The organism is Photobacterium piscicola (genome assembly GCF_046058925.1).
GTDB classification, from domain to species: Bacteria; Pseudomonadota; Gammaproteobacteria; order Enterobacterales; family Vibrionaceae; genus Photobacterium; species Photobacterium piscicola.
On the sequence record NZ_CP175534.1, the window covers coordinates 1,443,829 to 1,463,153 of the forward strand.

A 19,325-nucleotide genomic window follows, 5' to 3' on the forward strand; every position below is an offset into this window, starting at 1 on the left:
GATTGCTTGTTATTATAGCAATAAATAGTACAGGGCTTTTTGTTGCTCAATTTTCACCTTATGAGCCGACGTGAACGACGATTTTACCTGAATGGGTATTGTTTTTTAGTTCTGCTAGGGCAACGGCAAGTTTATCAAAGGGAACGATTTTTTCGACCATGCTGTGTAAACGACCATTAGCGACCCACTCGCTGAGGTTGTTTCCAATATCGGCTAGATGAGAAATGTGTTCAGGAGCGCCATGGGCATAGGTGCCATGAAGGGCGACTTCGTGAATACTGAGGGCTTTAGTTGTGGCAAGCATCGGTACTTGGTCAAACTGATTCGCAACCATAACAATATGGCCATTATAACGAATCAATGCACTCATTATGCTACCTGATTTGGCTGAGATACAATCAATCACACCATGCAATAATCTATCTTCTGTCAGGTTTATAAGCTCAAGTGCCACATTTTGTTGCGGGCAAATAACCGCATCAATACCATAGCTGAGTAATCGAGCATGGTGTTGTCGTTCAGCAATGGCATAGACATGCGCGCCTGCAAGCTTGGCTAATTGTGCCGCAAATCCACCAACGCCACCTCCTGCTCCTGTGATTGCAATGTGCTGTCCTGCTGTAACCTGTAACTTATCATGTACTGCTATCCATGCACTGTACCCAGCACAGGGCAGAGCTGCGGCATCGGTAAACGATAATGTAACGGGAATACGGCTAACAGCAATAGCTTTTACACATATATATTCTGCAAATCCACCTGCTGTGCGGGGATCGGCAAAAAACATAACTCTATCGTTTATATTAAAGTGGTGAACATTTTCACCAACACTTTCAATGCTACCGGTAACATCTAATCCGATAATCTGTGGATAATTCCATGTTGCATACCCCCAGTCGGTTAGTTTGTAATCAATAGGGTTTAATCCAACGGCGGCAACTTTGACGCACATTTCATCTGCAGTTGGTACTGGTTTATTGGTAGTTGTGAGTGATAAGGCTTGAAGCCCATCTGGCTGTTGTAAAATCCACGCTTGCATAGGCGACTCCTTGAGGTACTACTTATAACCATATAATGAATTATTTTTTTTGCCTTAAATATTATGTCTAAATAATAAAAAGCCTTCGATAATGACGAAGGCTTATGATTGAAATAACAAAAGCTATTGATGCTTAATCAAGACGTTCTTTAAGGTAAGCATCATAGTCTGGAATTTCAATATCAATTTCTTTATCAAGTAATGGTGACGTAACAATAAAGTTAGCACTTGCACGGTTAGTCGCAACGGGAATATTCCAAACAGCAGATATACGCAATAATGCTTTTACATCAGGGTCATGTGGTACCGCATTAAGTGGATCCCAAAAGAAGATCATGATATCAATTTTGCTTTCTGAAATTAAAGCGCCCAATTGTTGATCGCCACCCATAGGGCCACTGATTAAACAAGTGATGGGTAAGCCAGTTTCTTTGGTGAGTAGGTGCCCAGTAGTACCGGTTGCATAGAGTACATGATTTGCTAACTTATGTTGGTGTTCTTTCACCCAACGCAGTAAAGCTGTTTTGCAATTATCATGAGCAACTAAAGCGATATTTTTCTTAGCTGCCATTTTGCGTGTTGTAGTGATCATGCTCTTCCTTTTTATCTCTCAAATTCATCTTGATAAACATGGTGACGATGTTTATAAGTAACAAAGACTGGGCATAGTGTAAATCAAATTAGACTAAAACTTTGTGGTAGCCCATAAATTATTGACATTCATCTTTATAGGCACCATTTAAGTATGACTTATCTACTGATATGATGATTATTAACGTAGAATGAAGGTCTAAATTCTGCTGGTGATAACGAGTTACCAATAACTACTGCTGGTAAATGCTGTGGTGTTAAATCAACAATTAATGGCGAAATATCCAGGATAACAGGTTTCTTCTCTAGATAACGTACAGTTTGATCTATTGAAAGTCGTGCTTGTTCTGCCATTTTATCGGTTGGTGCAAATAAAATTTTATTGCGGCGTAAACCACGATAAACACCATGACTAAGATAGGTCGAGATTATCTTTATGTCGGTAATATGGTTGGTGCGTAATTCACTGATGGCAACTTCAGCTGCGACTGCGCCACCGACAATATAATCAATGTTTTTATAGTCGGTAAATAATTGTTGTAATAGGTTACGTTGGAGTTCTTTACTGTTATCGCCCCATAAGGTCGTTATAATTTCGACATCACTATTGGCAATAGCAGCTTTAAAACCTTTAGTTACAGGTTTAGTTCCACCACGTAACTGTGGCCCTGGTAGCCAAGCAATACGTACTTTACCAGAGCCTTTAGGATGGTGTTTTGCGAGGTAGGTTCCCGTAGCTTTGCCCATTTCATACCAATCGACACCAACTTTTGCTTTTACATGTTGACGAATATCAGGATCAGAAAAATCGATGTCATTGGTCATCAAAAAGACGGGAATATTACCGATTAATTTAGATAGTTTACCGTTATAAGCTTGAGCATCGACGGTGCCTAAAATGATGGCATCAGCTCCCCAATCACGGCAAGCAACGAGTTGGCTTTGTTGTTTATCAAGGTTGCTATAACCACCTGCTTCAAGCACTTTTAATGTAATACCCAGCTTTTTTGCTTGTTCAACCATTCCATAATTGATCGATAACCAATAAGAATCTTTTAAATGTGGGTACACTGCACATACTTTCCACGGTTTAGAAACCGAGGTTAAAAAAGAATATTGAATTTTTGTCGGTTTTTTATCCGTTTGAAAAGGGGGTTGATATGAAATCACCTCAAGCGCAAACGCGGATTGAGCAGAGAAAATCATTAATATAAAAAATAAAATGCGCATTGTTACCAACATTATTTAGGTCTAAAGCCATATCGCTGGCAAAATAGTACCGTTTTATTGTGTCTGGTGAAATAGCCAGTATCGAACAAGGCATATTTATGCTGATTATGAACTGTTCTAAACAAGATTTTTGAGATAGAGACTATTTATGACGTTTACCCGAAAAGGTATCGGAGCCAAACTGTTATTAGCCTTTTCTGCCATGGCTGGTTTGATGATCATTGCGGTGATGATTGGTGTAGCAGGCTTTTCGTTAGTTGCTAAAACCGAGCGTACTGTTATTAATTCTGCGGTACCTTCATTAGCTGAAGCGCGAAAATTATCAGATTTAAGCTCACGTATTATCTTTAATGCTCAAGTTCTTGCTAAATCGAAACTTGAATCAGAACGAATGCAGCAAGGGCGAGCATTGACTGTGCATATTGAGGCTTTAACCCGTAGCCTGCATGCACTTGAGCAATATTCATTTGATCAACCGCTAATGTTGAAATTAGAAGATGATGTAAAACGTATTGTTGATAATTTAGCCCTACTTGGATTACTTGTTGGTCGACAAATCGATTTGCAAAGTCAACTCGATGAAATAATTGCAGCGATGACCAAAGCCACACATCAAATTGACAGTTTGTCACAATCTCAAGTGGCGAATGCGAATACCATTGCCGTCGCAAACGTGTCTCGCATTTATGATCTTGTAGCTGAAAATAATAAACCTGCGGTCTATAACGCGTTAGATAGCTTGGTTGAAGTTGATATGGACTTATCCGAGCGTTTATTTGAGTTACGTTTTCTATCATTACAAGTGATTAATATGCTCGATGATTCTGAACGTATCATGGATATTAAATCGCTGGTGGCGCTAAAAAAACGGTTTAATAATGCGGTTAATATTATTAGTCATCGTGTAAAGTCTGTTGAAGATCCGAGTCGTTCAGCACAATTAATGAAACAAACGGCGAAACTTGAGCGCGGCAATGTATTGTTTGGTGTTAGTGAACAGCTCATTTATGCAAAACAAGATGTACAGCGATTAGATCAACAGAACTTGGTCTTATTTCAAGAGTTAAACAGCACGGTAGATAATATTATTGCAGCGGCTAATGCCAATACTCAACAAGCCGTTAAGCAGGTCGATCAAACATTGACTGTTGCGCGTAATACACTGATTGTGATTTCAGGTATTGGATTACTCGCCTTAGTGTTAATTATGTGGCGTATTGTTTATGTTCGCGTTATTTGCCGTATTAATCACTACAGTCGTGCTTTGTTATCACTGGCGCGTGGTGACTTATGTATTCAATTAGATGTTGATGGTGATGATGAATTAGCACAAATGGGTCGGGCTATTTTAGTGGCACGTGATACCGCGAGTGAACGGCATCGATTAGCACAAGCTGAAGCTAAAATTCGCCAGGAATTACAGCAACACAAAGCAAGTTTAGAACGGTTGGTTGCCAAACGAACGGGTGAGCTAGAGAGTATCAATAGTCGCCTCAATGAAGAAGTCTATAACCACTATAAAGCACGCGATGAAGCAGAAAAAGCAAACCGTGCGAAGTCTGCATTCTTAGCAACCATGAGTCATGAGATTAGAACCCCAATGAATGGCGTGTTAGGTACGGCGTCATTATTGGCTGATACTGCGTTAAGTACACAACAAAAACGCTATTTAGATGTGATTAATCGCAGTGGTGAAACATTATTGGATATTTTAAATGACATTCTAGATTACTCTAAAATAGAAGCCGGACATTTAGATATAAGACCGAATGACTTTGCTTTAAAACGTATGGTTGTTGATGTATTTAATATGCTTCAAGGTCGTGCTATGGCGAAACGGATCGGGTTTGAATATTATATTGAACCTAATGCGGATGCGATTTGGTTTGGCGATGAAAGCCGTATTCGACAAGTGTTAGTCAACTTGGTTGGGAATGCGATTAAATTTACTGATAAAGGTAAAGTCACTATTAATGTTCAACTTCATCCTGATATGCCTGATGAAATACTATTTTCAGTGCAAGATACGGGGATTGGCATTGATGACAACGAACAGTCACTGCTATTTAGTGCCTTCCAACAAGCGGAAGCTGGCCGTAAATCAATTGAAGGTACAGGTTTAGGCTTGGCTATTAGTAAGCATATTGTTGCTGCAATGGATGGTGAAATTGGCGTTGATTCAGTTGTTGGCACTGGGAGTTGTTTTTGGTTCTCGTTACCATTAGAGCGTGGCCAAGTTGTTTTAAATACAGATATTGACCAAGTGCTAGTTCCTGCGGCGCACATTCTATTAGTTGAAGATAATCCTGTAAATAGCATGGTTGCGGAAGGGTTCCTTAAACGGCTAGGGCATAGTGTTGTTATTGCAGAAGATGGGGCTCAAGCTGAACGGCTTTATCAAAATGAACAGTTTGATTTAGCGTTACTTGATATTAATTTACCCGATACCGATGGTGTAACGCTATTACATCAATTACGCCGTATTGATAGTCATCGTAAAGATACATGGCAAGAACCAACGCCGATGGTCGCTTTTTCTGCGCATGTATTTAGAGAAGAAGTTGAAATTTACTTAAATGCAGGGTTTGCTGGTTTCTTACCGAAGCCTTTAGTTGAGCAACAATTAATTGATACGATAAGCAGTATTTTAAAAGGAGATAAACGCGTGGTTATTGAGAAAGGTGCGGGTGAGGAAAAACCGCAATTTGTTGAGAATGATGAATTATTTCCATTAGTGAAAGAATCTGTTTTAGGCAGTGATTTACAAGTACTAGGCGAAGCGCAAGTAAAACAACTCATCAGCCTATTTGGTGATTCTGCCAGTAAGACACTTGCCATGTTGCACCAAGCAATTGCTGATAATGATTTGCCGGATGTCGCTAAGCAAGCCCATACATTGAAAGGTGCTGCTGGTACGATGGGGTTAATGCAGTTACATCAATTATGTTTAACGTTTGAGAAAGCAGCCCAAGAAGGCTCTATTGAGGGGCTTGAGGTTGCACCATTACAGCAAGTGTTTGATGATTCTGTCGCGGCGTTAGCAACGACTTTTCTTAATGATTAATGGTTAGTAATGTAATCGTTATAATAAAAAAGAACGCTTCGACGTTCTTTTTTTATGCCTACAGATCCAATGTCATAAAAGTGCTATGAGGATCGGGTTGATAATCAGCAAAGGGTGGACATTCGATAAACCCATGCTTTGCATAAAGAGCGCGTGACGCAGCAAAGAAGTCCATAGATCCTGTTTCTAAACTTAATTGTTGATAGCCCTGTGTTTTGGCATAAGAAATAATATGTTGGAGTAATTGTGATGCCACACCTTGGCCGCGAAATGTATCAGCGGTTCGCATTGATTTTATTTCAGCTGTGGTTGTATCTAAGCACTTTATTGCGCCGCATCCTGCCAATTGATTTTGATGCCATATAGACCACAAAGTCACACTCTGTTGTTGAAGTTCGGTTAGATCTAAGGCATGAACGCTCTCTGCTGGAGCGGTAGAATTCATATCTATCAAGTGTGCTTGTAATAAAGCTTGTATGGCGTGTCCTTGCAAGTCATCAATAATAATATTCATATATATTGTCATTAATAAAAGCATCACTTTACGTTCAAATAGGGGGTTGATCTAGTTATTTTAGCAGTAATTACGATCGTTATAATGCAAAAAAGTATGTTGCTGGTGTAGTAGAGCAGAGGACAGATAAAAAATAACCCCGAGAACAAAGTCCTCGGGGTTAATGTATCACTTAGAGTAATTTAAAAATTACTTCTTAGCGTTACGTTCTTTCTGCTCAGCGATAACTTTTTCAGAAACGTTAGCAGGACATGGTGCGTAGTGTGAGAACTCCATAGAGAACTGACCACGACCAGAAGTCATAGTACGTAGAGTACCGATGTAACCAAACATTTCTGAAAGTGGTACGTCAGCTTTAATACGAGAACCAGTTACGCCAGCGATCTGGTCTTTGATCATGCCACGACGACGGTTAAGGTCACCGATAACATCACCAACGTGATCTTCTGGAGTAAATACGTCAACGTTCATGATTGGCTCAAGAAGTTGCGCACCAGCTTTAGGCATAGATTGACGGAATGCGCCTTTCGCTGCGATTTCAAATGCTACTGCAGATGAATCGACTGCGTGGAATGCACCATCAAGAAGCTCGATTTCAACGTCAAGAACAGGGAAACCAGCTAGAACACCAGTATCCATCATGCCCTTGAAGCCTTTCTCGATTGCAGGCCAGAATTCTTTAGGAACGTTACCACCAATTACTGATGATGTGAACGTAAAGCCTGAACCTACTTCGCCTGGTTTCATGATGTAGTCGATCTTACCGAACTGACCAGAACCACCAGATTGCTTCTTATGCGTGTAGCTATCTTCAACTGGCTTCGTGATTGTTTCACGGTAAGCTACTTGAGGTTGACCAACAATTAGGTCTACGCCGTATGTACGCTTAAGGATATCAACCTTAATGTCTAGGTGAAGTTCACCCATACCTTTAAGGATTGTTTCGCCAGTTTCTTCGTCAGTTTCAACTTGGAAAGATGGATCTTCTGCAACCATTTTACCGATCGCGATACCCATTTTCTCAGAACCGCCTTTATCTTTAGGCGTTACAGCAATCGAGATTACTGGAGTTGGGAAGATCATTGGCTCAAGAGTACACTCGTGCTTAACATCACAAAGAGTGTGACCAGTTTGAACGTTCTTCATACCAACGATAGCGATGATATCACCAGCTTGTGCTGAAGTAAGTTCGTTACGGTCGTTCGCTTGCATCTCAACCATACGGCCGATACGCTCAGTTTTACCTGTAGCAGAGTTAAGGATGGTGTCACCCTTGTTTAGCTTACCAGAGTAAATACGAACGAATGTTAGAGCACCAAAACGGTCATCCATGATTTTGAATGCTAGCGCTTTGAATGGTTCGTCAACAGATACAGTTGCAACTTCGCCAGTTGGTTCACCAGTTTCTGGATCAGTTAACGGCTGTGGGTCTACTTCTGTTGGAGAAGGTAGGTAATCAATTACCGCATCAAGAACAAGTTGCATACCCTTGTTTTTGAATGCTGAACCACAGAACGTTGGGAAGAAAGTACAAGTACGAGTACCAGCACGGATACAACGCTTGATATCTTCGATAGAAGGCTCTTCACCTTCCATGTAAGCTTCTAGAAGATCATCGTCTTGCTCAAGAGCAGTTTCGATCATTTCTTCACGGTAAGCTTCAACGTCGTCAACCATGTCTTCAGGAACAGGTAGAACTTCGAAGTTCTCTGGAAGACCTGAGTCATCCCATACGAATGCTTGACGGTTTAGAACGTCAACAACACCAACGAAATCATCTTCACGACCGATTGGAAGTGTCATGATTAGTGGAGTAGCGCCTAGTACCTTCTTAACTTGATCTGTAACGCGGAAGAAATCTGCGCCCATACGGTCTAGTTTGTTAACGAAGATGATACGAGCAACTTCTGATTCGTTCGCGTAACGCCAGTTAGTTTCTGATTGTGGTTCAACACCACCAGAACCACAGAATACACCGATGCCGCCATCAAGTACTTTAAGAGAACGGTAAACTTCAACTGTGAAGTCAACGTGTCCCGGAGTATCGATAACGTTGAAACGGTGATCTTTCCAGAAACAGCTTACTGCTGCAGACTGGATAGTAATACCGCGCTCAGCTTCCTGTTCCATGAAGTCAGTTGTTGACTCACCGTCATGAACTTCACCAATCTTGTGGATTTGGCCAGTTAGCTTAAGGATACGCTCTGTTGTAGTAGTTTTGCCCGCATCAACGTGCGCGAAAATACCAATGTTTCTGTATTTAGATAAATCTGTCATTGTTTTTCTCTATAAACAATTACTGTCACATGTGAGGTCGCGGATTATAGCACTACTTGTGCTAATCAGAACATAGTCATGTGTAATAAAATAGTTATTCGCTTGCTTTTTGCCCTAGGTAGCATACCTGTTGACGAAGATCCGAGCAAATAACGGTGATAAAAACCAAGATTAGTCGAGGTTAGTTATTATTGTAAGTCCATTAAAGGATATTTTAGTGATATTTTAAGGTCACAATGTTGAATATGTGTTGTTATGAGGTGTCCATAAAAATGGACAAAACTGATTTTTTAGCGGGTTAGGCGTTAAAAAATAGTAAGTCAGTTGGAATTTGTCATTTGTTTCACTTTCTGTTTGTTAGTGAGGTAGAATTCAACTAAGTCCTGTTTTGTTATTTGAGTGTGCAAGATGTCTGAAGAAATAGAAGTAGAAGCACTGGAAGTGGAAGTATCAGTTCAACCGATTGAACTGTATAAAGTGCTAAAGATTGCCAATTTAGTAAGTGGTGGTGGTGAAGCAAAGTATGCCATTTCTGATGGTTATGTTGCTGTTAATGGTGAAATTGAATTACGTAAGCGCTGTAAAATCTATGATGGTGACGTGATTGAGTTTAACGGTGAGTATTTTGTGGTTATTTGTGACCAACCAGTACAAGAAGCCGTCCCCCGCGATCAGCAAGCAACCAAAGTAACCCCTGCAGCAAAAGCGCCTAAAAAAGATAAAAAAGTACCAACAGCAAAAGCAAAGAAAAATAAATCGGCACCAGCGACCAGTAAAAACCGCTCTGTAACCAAAAAAGAAGCACTAAAAACAGAGAATAAAGCAGACACTGCAACTGGACGTAAGCCAATAAGCTTTTAGATGATGAATTAAATGACAGAGGCGTGCGATTGCACGTCTTTTTTATTACTATTTTTTGAGATAGGACGAATTAGGATGATAACTGCTTCTCGTAATATGTGGGTTTCGTTATTTTTGTTTTCTGCTGGTGCGGTGACATTACCCGTTAATGCTGCTCAAATTAGTACGTTATCAATGGGAGAGTGCCAATTAATGACTAAGGCTGGCGTTATTTCGGTAACCGCGCCTGTGCCATGTCAACGATTGAGAAAAGTTACCTTTAATTACCGTGATTTTGTAGGTAAAGCACATACCAATGGAAAATTAGTGGTAATGGATGCCGTAGCACCTTATGTGGGGAAAATTTTTGATGAATTATATAAAGAAGGGTTTCCTATTCATAAAGCGGTACCCATTGAAATGTATGATGGTGATGATACCCGTTCGATGACGGCTAATAATACTTCAGCATTCAATTACCGCCCGGTCGCCGGTAGCAATAGTTTATCGTTGCATGCCTATGGAGCGGCAATCGATATTAATCCATTACAAAATCCATTTGTGACTTTTGGTAGTAATGGCAATGTTAAATTTAGCCCAGTACAAGGGACGCGTTATGCAAATCGAGCTCAATATCGGTTTGGTAAACCTGACAGTCGAGGTATGGCTGAAACTGTGATTGCAATCTTTGCTCGTCATGGTTTTCAATATTGGGGTGGCTTTTGGGATTCACCGATTGATTATCAGCATTTTCAATTGACCAAAGATATGGCGTTAACCATGAGTAAAATGACGCCAGCTCAAGCAACATTGTTTTTTCAACGTTATGTTGCTTGGTATGACAGCTGTAACAAGATGTACCCAACAGCATATAGCCACTATAAGTTTAACGATTACGCCGAATACCTCAAGCATCTGTTATCTGTTAAGTCATTGCATATAGCCTATAGTGCTAATCCTCAACGGGTAATGGATGCAATTAAACTTCAGCCTGTACGTTCAGCTATTTGTGTAAAGCGTTAGTTGGCAAGGGGTTTATTGATAAGTTGCAATCTAAGTCATAGTTTTTAGTCTGCATACTTTGTTTTTAATTAATTCATTTGCGGCAATGATTTGAGGCTCTTAGGATAGTGAGTAATTCGTTTTACTCTTACAAAGGATGGTTCAATGGTTCGTCAGGTCACAATGGTTGCACAACAATTACATTTTTCAGAGTTAGTGCAAGGCTATTGGCGTTTAGCTGAGTGGGGTATGACTGCGCAACAACGATTATCCTTTATAGAGCAGCATCTTGAATTAGGGATCACAACAGTTGATCACGCTGATATTTATGGTGGCTATCAATGCGAGACGTTATTTGGTGAAGCTTTAGCATTAAAACCTAGTCTACGTCAGCAGCTACAGTTGGTGACGAAGTGTGATATTAATCTGTGTAATGCTAAATACCCTCAACGCCGTATTAATCATTACGATACCAGTAAGCAGCATATTGTTGAGTCTGTAAATAATTCATTGGCAAACTTGCGCGTTGACAATATTGACGTGTTATTAATTCATCGCCCAGATCTACTGATGGATGCTGATGAGGTTGCTTTCGCTTTTGCTGAGTTAAAACAACAAGGAAAAGTGAATCATTTTGGAGTGTCGAATTTTTCACCTGCTCAATTTGAGTTATTGCAATCTCGTTTAGAGCAGCCTCTGGTTACCAATCAAGTTGAAATTAATCCACTTAATTTTGAAGTAGCACATGATGGTACGCTTGATCAATTACAAATGAAGCGCATTCATCCAATGGCATGGTCATGCTTAGCTGGAGGGAGTATTTTCTCTGGTAGCTCTGAGCAACATGTTCGTGTACGTGAAACCTTAAGTGAAATAGCCGCTGAAATCGGTGCTGATAGTCTTGATCAAGTGATTTATGCTTGGATCAGATGCCTACCATCAAAGCCGTTAGCGATTATAGGTTCGGGAAATATTGAACGTGTAAGATCGGCTGTTGCTGCCCTTGATTTTTCATTGTCACGAGAGCAGTTTTACCGAGTATGGGTAGCTGCAAAAGGTCACGGTGTGCCATAACGGAATTTAAGAATGGCAGCTGCTATCGTGAATTAGGATCGTGATAGCTTGCTGCCATTGGTGTTGTTAGTGCACGTTAGCGGGAGTTATCGTCCCATCCGCGATAGGGTTATTTTTATTGGCACTCCATTGGTACCAACCACCATCGTATACGCTGATATTTTTCCAACCGAGAACATGCGCGAAAAAGAAGGCTTCTGATGCTCGCCAGCCAGTACCACAGAAAAAAGTGACATCTTGATGAGGCTTAATATTCCATTTAGCCCATTGTGCTGCAATTTCATTACCGCTTTTCATTGTTTGATCTGGGTTAAGAAAATCTTGCATATGGTAAGAATCAGAGCCCGCGTGTCCCCATTTTGCACCCTCAATACGTCCTTTGGGCTTAATGTAATCATAGCCACTGGTTTCACCTATATATTCAGGCCAAGTGCGAATACTGACAACAGATTGTTGATCTGCTGGCATTTTTAATAACGATTTTACTTGGGCCGTATCGATTATATATTGAGGGTTACTCGGAATAGGCTTACCAAATGCCACTGGTTTTTTATTGTAATTAGGTAAGTTCTCTGTGGGGTAATTCGCATTACTCCATGCTGTCCAACCGCCATTTAATAACCGTACGTCTTTAACGCCAGCATACATTAAGAAGTTAGCAAAACGTGCTGCCGACATATTGTTGCGTGCATACAGAATAACCGTGGTGTCATAACGAATACCAAGATTTGCAATGACTTTGGCTAATGCCGTATTACTGACTTTATTCCACCAAGGTTCTGATTCAATAGTATTGGTATTAACGTATAGCGAACCTGGAATATGATCGAGTAAATATTTTGCAGGTGGACCCCACTCAACTTCAACCACTTTATAACCATGTTTTGGTGCATAACGAGGATGTTTATTATTGATTAGCGCATATAGCCATGATGCAGGTACTAATTGTTGAAAATTAGGTAAAGCACTAAGTTTACCATGGTAGTGATTAAGTGACTGATCAATCGTTGTTATTGAGTGATAGCCTTGAGCTTGTAAAGCAGTCGTGAGTTGTTGGGCTTTATCTGTCGCGCAATATAAATAAGTCGGTAACGTCGATTTAAGGTGCTTTTCATGCAGCAGAGCTTGCAATGCAGAGGTATCTAATGTTTTTAGCCAGCTAGCGTCAATATTAACGGCACCTACAATATGGCCACCTTGCTGTTGTTGGGGTTCAGGCCAGCCGTTATAAAAATTACTGTCACGGCAATCAATAATTTGTAATGGTGTGTTATGTGCTTGCTGTTGAGCTAATTGCTCAAATGTTGCTGTGGTTGGCGATGATATCGAGGGCGCGGCAAAGAGAGAGCCAGAGGTCAATAATAGTGTAACCATAGCTGTTGTTTTAATGAGCATAATTAAATCAAATCACCTCAGTGATAGTTAAAAACAAGCGTGCATTCTAACTGCTTCAAAATGTAATACAATTGGAGTTCACTAATTTTTAAGCGACTTAATGATTAATACTCGCTAAAGAAGTGCTATATCCGTATTTGTGAGGAACTATTACGCAGGTTTTATGTCAGAAAAGTATTACGACATGATCTTATCATTAGACATTGATTTGAAGCATTAATGAGGAACACATATGAAACGTTTGCTCTCTGCATTTATAAGCTTATTAACGATTTATAGTTCAACGTTAATGGCAGCAGAGATGACAACAATAACCCCTGATGCAAGTTCACCTGCCTTCTCTAGCTTGATATTAACTTCAAAAACATCTTCTTTAACGGTAACGGCTCATTCATTCGATTATTCATTATCAGCATTACAACAGGCCTATTATCGTGGAATAGATGGTATTGATAGTACTATTCATTTGCAGCAGGGCTTATGGGCTGGCGATCCTTATCAACCAGGGGGAAACGTCATGCCACAAGTGATGTTATTAGGTGATTTAAGTGCAATCGGTCAATTGGATGCTCATAAAGATCCTATGGCGGTAGTACTGTTAAATTATTCTCCTGGTGGAAGTGGTCAATTTTTATATTTAGCTATAATGGCTTATCAGCATGGTAAATTAGTTAACATTGCAACTCAATATGTGGGCGATAGGGTACGCGTTAAAGATTTAACGATTAAAAATAACGCTCTAATTTTAGATGTTATTCAAGCTGGAAAACAAGATCCTGCGTGTTGTCCTGGGGATATTGCGCGGCGAATTTGGCATTTAAATCATAATAAATTGGTTGAGGTTCCGAGTAATCAAGCCATTGTTAGATTAACTCCAGCAATATTAGCTAATACGGATTGGCGTCTTGAAAGTTGGCGCTATGGTGATCCTGTCACTGACGACAGTAAAATTAGCTTGCGTTATATTAATGGCCATTTTGTTGGTATGGTCGATTGTAATAATTATACCGTTACGGTGAACGCACTATTACGACCAGGTTTTATTGATGTATTAGAACAACATGCCGCAATTACGAATCGTAAATGTGATGATCCTTTATCAGTACATCGTCAAAAGCGTTATTTTGAACAGTTAGCTAATGTGACTCAGTTTACGTATTTTGCAGGGAAATTGGCGCTCACTTATCGGCATGATAACCATGTTGGAGTGATGATCTTTGCTGCTAAAAAATACAGTCGTAATATCAGTTAGAAAATAAATTAAATACAAAAATACCGCCATTTAGCATATCTCAGTGGCGGTATTTTTATATCGATATTATTTGTTGATAGTTATAGTGCCAACCATTCAATAATAAATTGGCAAATATCTTGAGGGTTATTTAAATCTAGCTGTGGTAATGCACAGTTTGCAGGTGCTGGCTGATCACTGGCAAAGGCTAAAATTGTATTGTCTGTAGGATAGAGCAGAGGTTTACCGTAACTTGGGCGATGAATCTCTATTTTTGGAAATGGTTGGTCACGAAAGCCTTCAATTAAAACAAGATCTAATAGATCATGATTAAGTTGGCTTAGACAATGATTTAATTCAGGATCTTGGCGTTCTGCTTGTGGGTATTCAAAATACAGCATGTGGCGAGATTTAGTGGCAAGTAAGGTTTGGCTACAACCCGCATGACGTAAGCGGTAGCTATCTTTTCCTGGTGTGTCTGGATCAATATCATGATGGCTGTGTTTGAGTAACCCTATTTGTAAGTTGTGTTGTTTAAGAAGAGGGATCAGTTGTTCAAGAAGTGTCGTCTTTCCTGAACCACTAAAACCAGCGAAACCAAGTATAGGTGTAGGTGATGTAATCATTATGAGACCCGTTGATATTGATTCTTTTGCTATTATATACCTAACAAAAGTGAACACCTATCTACAGAGTGTATTTATTGATATATAAGGGATTTATTTAAATAAACTTAATTCTTTCTTAGTTGCATAAAAACAAAACTCCTATTTTTTGGTAATTATTATGTAACTGTCTACATTTAATTTGTATTGAGTTTATTGTCATTAATAAGTGCTACAAAAATCATAAATGCGACAATTAATATAATCTTTCCTAAGCGGGAGTGTGTAATGTGGGCGACGTTAGATTTTGAAGCATCAGGACTCTCCGAATTTTCTTATCCAATAGAGGTAGGTTATTCATTACCAAGTGGTGTTGATAATAGTTTATTAATTAATCCATTATCAGCGAGTGATGAGTGGGTGCATTGGGATACCTTTTCAGAATCACACATTCATGGCATTACACGCGATGAACTAGAGCGAGATGGCAAACAAGTTGTCGATGTTTGCCAGCATCTTAATGCTGTTTTAGGGCAGTATGAATTGGTGTTTTGTGATAGTGAGTGGGATTTATTTTGGTTAGGTCGGCTATATCATGCCGCTCATATGCGGCCGTCATTTATGCTGACAGAAATTTGTTGTTGGTTAAAACAACATAATGGTATTGATCGTGCGTGTTTTCAATTAGCTCTTGATCGCCAAGGTTCCGTTAAACATCGAGCAAGTTATGATGCTAAACAGATTCGGTTAGCATTGAATACGGTAATAGGTAATAGGTAATAGGTAATCTGCTTTATTTATAAATTTGGTGTTTATTATTGGCGGTATAGTTAATAACGATTACAATGCTCGGCATAAAAGCATATGTATATGAGAATTTTGAGTGAAATCTGCGTCTAATCGTAATCAATCACTGCGTGTGGCAATGTTTAATATTTCGATGTCAGACAGTGAACCGGGAAAAATATTAGCATTAACAGCAAATCCTAATATTACTCGTTTACAGCGTCTCGCAGCCACTATTCAACATGTCGCACCTGATGTGATATTGCTGTGTGAGTTTGATCATCTCGGAGAAGGGGGAGACGATGGTGCTTTGGCTCACTTCTGTGATAATTATTTAGCGGTTTCTCAATATGGGCAGGAGCCTATTGAGTACCCATACCATTTGTGCCCAGCAACCAATACAGGTTTATTAACAGAGCTTGATCTTAATCAGGACGGTATGATTTCATTGCCAGCTGATGGAATGGGATTTGGTCATTTTCACGGTAATTTTGGTTTTGTATTATTATCTAAATACCCTATTCAAGATAATAATGTCCGTTCATGGCAACATCTGCTGTGGAACACTATGCCAAACGCATTGATTCCGCGTGATTTTTACAGTCCTGAAGCGGTAAGTATATTGCGGTTATCGTCTAAAAATCACCTTTGTGTACCAATACAAATCGAGCAACAAGTAATAAACCTTGTATGTTGTCATCCGACGCCCCCTGTTTTTGATGGACCTGAACGTCGTAATGCTAAACGTAACCATGATGAGATCCAATTAATTTGCGATATTATTGATGACGCTGATTATTTAAAAGATGATATAGGCATGGCTGGTGGGCTACATTCTGAGCAGCCGTTTGTAGTGTTAGGTGATTTAAATGCTGATGTTATTGATGGCGATGGTTTAAAAACACCCATTAAATACTTGCTTAATCACCCACGGATCCATCAACAGGTAAGCCATGGACCATTGACACCTAAAAGTGTCGGTGGATGTGAACATCGCCCATGGCAGCGACGTAAAGGGCGTAATAATGAATGGACGCATTTAGGTGGCATGCGTTTAGATTATGTTTTGCCATCATCTAATTTAACGGTAGTTAAAAGCGGTGTATTTTGGCCTGAAAAAGATCACCCATTACGACAATTAATGCTCGATGAGAAAGGGCGAGAAAAACCTACCGCCGGGTCTGACCATCGACTTGTTTGGGTAGATATAAAACTGACTAAACCAGCATTATAATAAAAGCGGAACAATAACGATTGTTCCACTTTATATCTGTTTTATTTATTGGTTTCAGTCGATTTTTTTGCCCAAATTTCAAGCTTGGCTTTTTTTGTTACACCCGCTAAATTTAGCGTTGCATTACCGATACTGTTATATGTCAATTCAATCGATTTTATTTTATTTTGATCGCGATCAAGAGACATTGCGCGTGTAGAACTATTACTCGTGAGTAATCCTAATGTCGATAGTTTTTGAACATGGCCATCGGCATAATTAACTTGAATAGAATCTATTTGTACCGAACCTTGAGTGCAGGTTAATTTAAGAGAATCATAATGGTTTGAATTAAATAGTGAATTGATTGTTATTTTATCAGTATCTGTTTGAAAGTTAGCTGTTTTAGTTGCTAGCTTAACCCAACCATTAGTGGTTTCTTTGGGAGTACTATTACAGCCACTTAGTGTTATTAATAGAATAAATCCGGTTAAAAATGGATATAAAAATTTACGCATAAAACCCCATTAAAGTCATAATAAAATACAGCGTGTATTTTTAATTAAAGTTGAATTTACGTAAAGTATGCCATATTTTATGAGTGTAATGTTATGGCAATGATAAAATGACTAAATATTTTAGTCATTTTATATTGATACTATTTTACATGATTGCTTAAAAATATTTACCGCGGATAGTGTTGAAATTCTCTTTAAGTGCGCAGGTAGTAAATGTTTTAATTACCATAGTGTCAGACCAATAATTAGCAGACCAACCGGCTTTTTGTTTGAGTAATTGTATAAATTGAGGGGTTGATAACCCTCGACGCCAAGCACTAGGTAATACAATTGTTTGTACATGTCGATCTGTCAGCAGTACACCTTGCTTGTTATGAGATAAATACTCGGCTAATTCAGCTTCAGTAGTGAATGGCTGTATAACTAACGGCGATAGTACCTCTACCTCAATGCTTAAATCATCAAGTTGATCTTCTGCTAGAGGCATAAAGCGGCGATCTTCATAAGCACTGCCAATGGCTTTATTGTGCATTTCTAATATTAAAGGTTTAGTCGCAATTGTAGAGCCAATACAGCCTTGCAGTTGACCTTTGACTTCTAATGTTACAAAGCATGCTGCAGGTTGCAGCATTTTACGCGTATAGTGCTCAAGTTTAGGTGCTGATGTTGAAATTGCTTTTTCTGAAAAATGACCTCGAATGGCGTCACGGGCAATATCCAATAGCTGCGTAAGTTCACCTTTATTGTATGTTTGATGTGTGACAGCTGAAATATCCACCAGTGTTCTCCTTTTTGAATCTTATGAATTATCAATACGTCCGTATATAAATAATGAATGTCGAAAACGTGTATTTATAAAATATTGGCAGTGATAAAAAATGTTTTATAGGCAATAACTTATTTCTATATCTGATTAATATCATCTATTTTCATTGATTATTCAATATGTGCTTAAGTAAAAAGTGTTAACTTGTTTGTCAAACTTATGCTGTTTGTAAGTTTTCTATCTGAGTGTTATTAAATTGCAATAATTGAGTGATATTTGTACTTTTTTGATTGTTTTTGGGGTTGTGCTGTTTATAGATTTTACTCGTAACGTAGATTGTTTTATCGTTAATGCCATTTTTAATACTGAAGATAGATAAGTCTATGAATAGCGACCACGGTTTGACGATTGAACAATTAAGTGAATACAAAAATGTAATCATTACTCAGCCTAATTGCCCATATTGTGTAAAAGCAAAACTACTATTGGATCAGCAAGGTACTGAGTATTCAACATTAGTATTAGGTCAAGAGTTAACAAAAACCGTTATGGTGGATTTTATTCAACATATTGCGAATGTTAGCGTACGTACAGTGCCACAAATTATTTTAGATGGTCATTACATTGGCGGGCATGACGATTTGGTTGCCTTTCTTGAGCGTCAGGTAGATAAGACTAGTTTTGATGATTTTGAGTTATAAAATTACCATCATATAGTTATCAAAGAGGGGGAGAAAGCTTCCCCTTTTTATATTAATCTTAGAGTAATAGACGATGAAATTAGATTTTTCGCAATTAAATAAACAAACTAAACAGTCATTTAGTGACCAACATGCGGTGATAAAAAAAGTGATGCAGGGTAAAGTTGTGGCTTGTGAACAATGCAGACAACCATTGGTACTTATTACACCTGAACAGAGTGAAAAACCAGGTATTGGTTGTTTAAAAGGGTGTACTTTTATCTCACTTGAGTTTGCTTAATCGCTAATATTCGTCGTGATTCATGTCTTTTTTGGTTAAAAAACAACCGAAATTAATTGATTTTTGAAAACTTACTAATTAAATATATGTTGTTTTTAGGTCGTCTTCTTCTATCAATAAGCTTTATTATTTACTGCAAAAGCGATTAGTCAATTATCGGCTTCTTCATTTTTATAAAATAGTAAGTTAACACCCATAT

18 protein-coding genes are annotated in these 19,325 nt (G+C 38.9%); 9 read left to right on the top strand and 9 right to left on the bottom strand.

What is annotated here, in order from left to right; translation table 11 throughout:
• Positions 1 to 58 precede the first annotated feature (58 nt).
• The 3 genes from ACJZU6_RS07015 to torT all read right to left on the bottom strand — a co-directional run bounded on the left by ACJZU6_RS07015 (position 59) and on the right by torT (position 2,860).
• Complete coding sequence (locus ACJZU6_RS07015; protein WP_408900867.1) at positions 59 to 1,039, bottom strand: alcohol dehydrogenase catalytic domain-containing protein; 981 nt, start codon at positions 1,037 to 1,039, stop codon at positions 59 to 61.
• Between the two features lie 133 nt (positions 1,040 to 1,172).
• Complete coding sequence (locus tag ACJZU6_RS07020) at positions 1,173 to 1,631, bottom strand: methylglyoxal synthase (protein ID WP_408900868.1); 459 nt, start codon at positions 1,629 to 1,631, stop codon at positions 1,173 to 1,175.
• A gap of 158 nt (positions 1,632 to 1,789) precedes the next feature.
• Entirely contained in the window at positions 1,790 to 2,860 is a 1,071-nt protein-coding gene (torT, locus tag ACJZU6_RS07025; RefSeq protein WP_408900869.1) for a TMAO reductase system periplasmic protein TorT, read from the bottom strand.
• A gap of 148 nt (positions 2,861 to 3,008) precedes the next feature.
• Between torT and torS the strand changes: the two genes are divergently transcribed.
• On the top strand, positions 3,009 to 5,924 hold the full coding sequence (gene torS / locus ACJZU6_RS07030) for a TMAO reductase system sensor histidine kinase/response regulator TorS (RefSeq protein WP_408900870.1): 2,916 nt from the start codon (positions 3,009 to 3,011) through the stop codon (positions 5,922 to 5,924).
• Positions 5,925 to 5,982: 58 nt separating this feature from the next.
• Here torS and ACJZU6_RS07035 read toward each other — a convergent pair whose 3' ends face one another.
• Both ACJZU6_RS07035 and fusA read right to left on the bottom strand, forming a co-directional pair.
• Positions 5,983 to 6,438, bottom strand: coding sequence for a GNAT family N-acetyltransferase (locus ACJZU6_RS07035; RefSeq protein ID WP_408900871.1), 456 nt, complete (start codon positions 6,436 to 6,438; stop codon positions 5,983 to 5,985).
• A 189-nt stretch (positions 6,439 to 6,627) separates the two neighbouring features.
• Entirely contained in the window at positions 6,628 to 8,715 is a 2,088-nt protein-coding gene (fusA, locus tag ACJZU6_RS07040; RefSeq protein WP_080157818.1) for an elongation factor G, read from the bottom strand.
• A gap of 408 nt (positions 8,716 to 9,123) precedes the next feature.
• On the opposite strand from fusA, the gene ACJZU6_RS07045 reads away from it, so the two are divergent.
• The 3 genes from ACJZU6_RS07045 (at position 9,124) to ACJZU6_RS07055 (ending at position 11,631) form a co-directional block, all read left to right on the top strand.
• Positions 9,124 to 9,576, top strand: a complete 453-nt coding sequence (locus tag ACJZU6_RS07045; protein WP_080157817.1) for an RNA-binding S4 domain-containing protein — start codon at positions 9,124 to 9,126, stop codon at positions 9,574 to 9,576.
• Positions 9,577 to 9,651: 75 nt separating this feature from the next.
• Positions 9,652 to 10,578 carry a M15 family metallopeptidase gene (locus ACJZU6_RS07050; protein WP_408900872.1) on the top strand — a complete coding sequence of 309 codons (927 nt, stop codon included), beginning with the start codon at positions 9,652 to 9,654 and terminating at the stop codon, positions 10,576 to 10,578.
• Between the two features lie 144 nt (positions 10,579 to 10,722).
• On the top strand, positions 10,723 to 11,631 hold the full coding sequence (locus tag ACJZU6_RS07055; RefSeq protein WP_080157816.1) for an aldo/keto reductase family oxidoreductase: 909 nt from the start codon (positions 10,723 to 10,725) through the stop codon (positions 11,629 to 11,631).
• Between the two features lie 66 nt (positions 11,632 to 11,697).
• Here the strand turns inward: ACJZU6_RS07055 and ACJZU6_RS07060 are convergent, their stop codons facing one another.
• Positions 11,698 to 13,026 carry a rhodanese-like domain-containing protein gene (locus ACJZU6_RS07060; RefSeq protein ID WP_107275738.1) on the bottom strand — a complete coding sequence of 443 codons (1,329 nt, stop codon included), beginning with the start codon at positions 13,024 to 13,026 and terminating at the stop codon, positions 11,698 to 11,700.
• A gap of 232 nt (positions 13,027 to 13,258) precedes the next feature.
• On the opposite strand from ACJZU6_RS07060, the gene ACJZU6_RS07065 reads away from it, so the two are divergent.
• A complete protein-coding gene (locus tag ACJZU6_RS07065; protein WP_408900873.1) occupies positions 13,259 to 14,278 on the top strand; it encodes an META domain-containing protein in 1,020 nt (339 codons plus the stop codon).
• Between the two features lie 80 nt (positions 14,279 to 14,358).
• Here the strand turns inward: ACJZU6_RS07065 and mobB are convergent, their stop codons facing one another.
• Complete coding sequence (gene mobB, locus ACJZU6_RS07070) at positions 14,359 to 14,883, bottom strand: molybdopterin-guanine dinucleotide biosynthesis protein B (RefSeq protein ID WP_408900874.1); 525 nt, start codon at positions 14,881 to 14,883, stop codon at positions 14,359 to 14,361.
• A 267-nt stretch (positions 14,884 to 15,150) separates the two neighbouring features.
• Here mobB and ACJZU6_RS07075 point away from each other — a divergent pair, with 267 nt between their 5' ends.
• Together ACJZU6_RS07075 and ACJZU6_RS07080 are read left to right on the top strand one after the other, a co-directional pair.
• Positions 15,151 to 15,642, top strand: coding sequence for a hypothetical protein (locus tag ACJZU6_RS07075; protein ID WP_080157812.1), 492 nt, complete (start codon positions 15,151 to 15,153; stop codon positions 15,640 to 15,642).
• 103 nt (positions 15,643 to 15,745) lie between these two features.
• Positions 15,746 to 16,882 (top strand): endonuclease/exonuclease/phosphatase family protein, encoded by a 1,137-nt coding sequence (locus tag ACJZU6_RS07080; RefSeq protein WP_306341424.1) that lies wholly within the window; start codon positions 15,746 to 15,748, stop codon positions 16,880 to 16,882.
• Between the two features lie 41 nt (positions 16,883 to 16,923).
• On the opposite strand, the gene ACJZU6_RS07085 is transcribed toward ACJZU6_RS07080, so the two are convergent.
• On the bottom strand, positions 16,924 to 17,379 hold the full coding sequence (locus tag ACJZU6_RS07085) for a hypothetical protein (RefSeq protein ID WP_080157811.1): 456 nt from the start codon (positions 17,377 to 17,379) through the stop codon (positions 16,924 to 16,926).
• Between the two features lie 157 nt (positions 17,380 to 17,536).
• Positions 17,537 to 18,157, bottom strand: coding sequence for an AmmeMemoRadiSam system protein A (amrA, locus tag ACJZU6_RS07090; RefSeq protein ID WP_080157810.1), 621 nt, complete (start codon positions 18,155 to 18,157; stop codon positions 17,537 to 17,539).
• 371 nt (positions 18,158 to 18,528) lie between these two features.
• Here amrA and ACJZU6_RS07095 point away from each other — a divergent pair, with 371 nt between their 5' ends.
• Together ACJZU6_RS07095 and ACJZU6_RS07100 are read left to right on the top strand one after the other, a co-directional pair.
• Positions 18,529 to 18,846 carry a glutaredoxin domain-containing protein gene (locus ACJZU6_RS07095; protein WP_080157809.1) on the top strand — a complete coding sequence of 106 codons (318 nt, stop codon included), beginning with the start codon at positions 18,529 to 18,531 and terminating at the stop codon, positions 18,844 to 18,846.
• A gap of 73 nt (positions 18,847 to 18,919) precedes the next feature.
• A complete protein-coding gene (locus ACJZU6_RS07100) occupies positions 18,920 to 19,126 on the top strand; it encodes a hypothetical protein (protein ID WP_080157808.1) in 207 nt (68 codons plus the stop codon).
• Positions 19,127 to 19,325: the final 199 nt, after the last annotated feature.

Coding starts and splice junctions, on each gene's coding strand:
- ACJZU6_RS07015 (WP_408900867.1), bottom strand. CDS start 1,039: ATGCAAGCGTGGATTTTACAACAGCCAGATGGGCTTCAAGCCTTATCA.
- ACJZU6_RS07020 (WP_408900868.1), bottom strand. CDS start 1,631: ATGATCACTACAACACGCAAAATGGCAGCTAAGAAAAATATCGCTTTA.
- torT (WP_408900869.1), bottom strand. CDS start 2,860: ATGCGCATTTTATTTTTTATATTAATGATTTTCTCTGCTCAATCCGCG.
- torS (WP_408900870.1), top strand. CDS start 3,009: ATGACGTTTACCCGAAAAGGTATCGGAGCCAAACTGTTATTAGCCTTT.
- ACJZU6_RS07035 (WP_408900871.1), bottom strand. CDS start 6,438: ATGAATATTATTATTGATGACTTGCAAGGACACGCCATACAAGCTTTA.
- fusA (WP_080157818.1), bottom strand. CDS start 8,715: ATGACAGATTTATCTAAATACAGAAACATTGGTATTTTCGCGCACGTT.
- ACJZU6_RS07045 (WP_080157817.1), top strand. CDS start 9,124: ATGTCTGAAGAAATAGAAGTAGAAGCACTGGAAGTGGAAGTATCAGTT.
- ACJZU6_RS07050 (WP_408900872.1), top strand. CDS start 9,652: ATGATAACTGCTTCTCGTAATATGTGGGTTTCGTTATTTTTGTTTTCT.
- ACJZU6_RS07055 (WP_080157816.1), top strand. CDS start 10,723: ATGGTTCGTCAGGTCACAATGGTTGCACAACAATTACATTTTTCAGAG.
- ACJZU6_RS07060 (WP_107275738.1), bottom strand. CDS start 13,026: ATGCTCATTAAAACAACAGCTATGGTTACACTATTATTGACCTCTGGC.
- ACJZU6_RS07065 (WP_408900873.1), top strand. CDS start 13,259: ATGAAACGTTTGCTCTCTGCATTTATAAGCTTATTAACGATTTATAGT.
- mobB (WP_408900874.1), bottom strand. CDS start 14,883: ATGATTACATCACCTACACCTATACTTGGTTTCGCTGGTTTTAGTGGT.
- ACJZU6_RS07075 (WP_080157812.1), top strand. CDS start 15,151: ATGTGGGCGACGTTAGATTTTGAAGCATCAGGACTCTCCGAATTTTCT.
- ACJZU6_RS07085 (WP_080157811.1), bottom strand. CDS start 17,379: ATGCGTAAATTTTTATATCCATTTTTAACCGGATTTATTCTATTAATA.
- ACJZU6_RS07095 (WP_080157809.1), top strand. CDS start 18,529: ATGAATAGCGACCACGGTTTGACGATTGAACAATTAAGTGAATACAAA.
- ACJZU6_RS07100 (WP_080157808.1), top strand. CDS start 18,920: ATGAAATTAGATTTTTCGCAATTAAATAAACAAACTAAACAGTCATTT.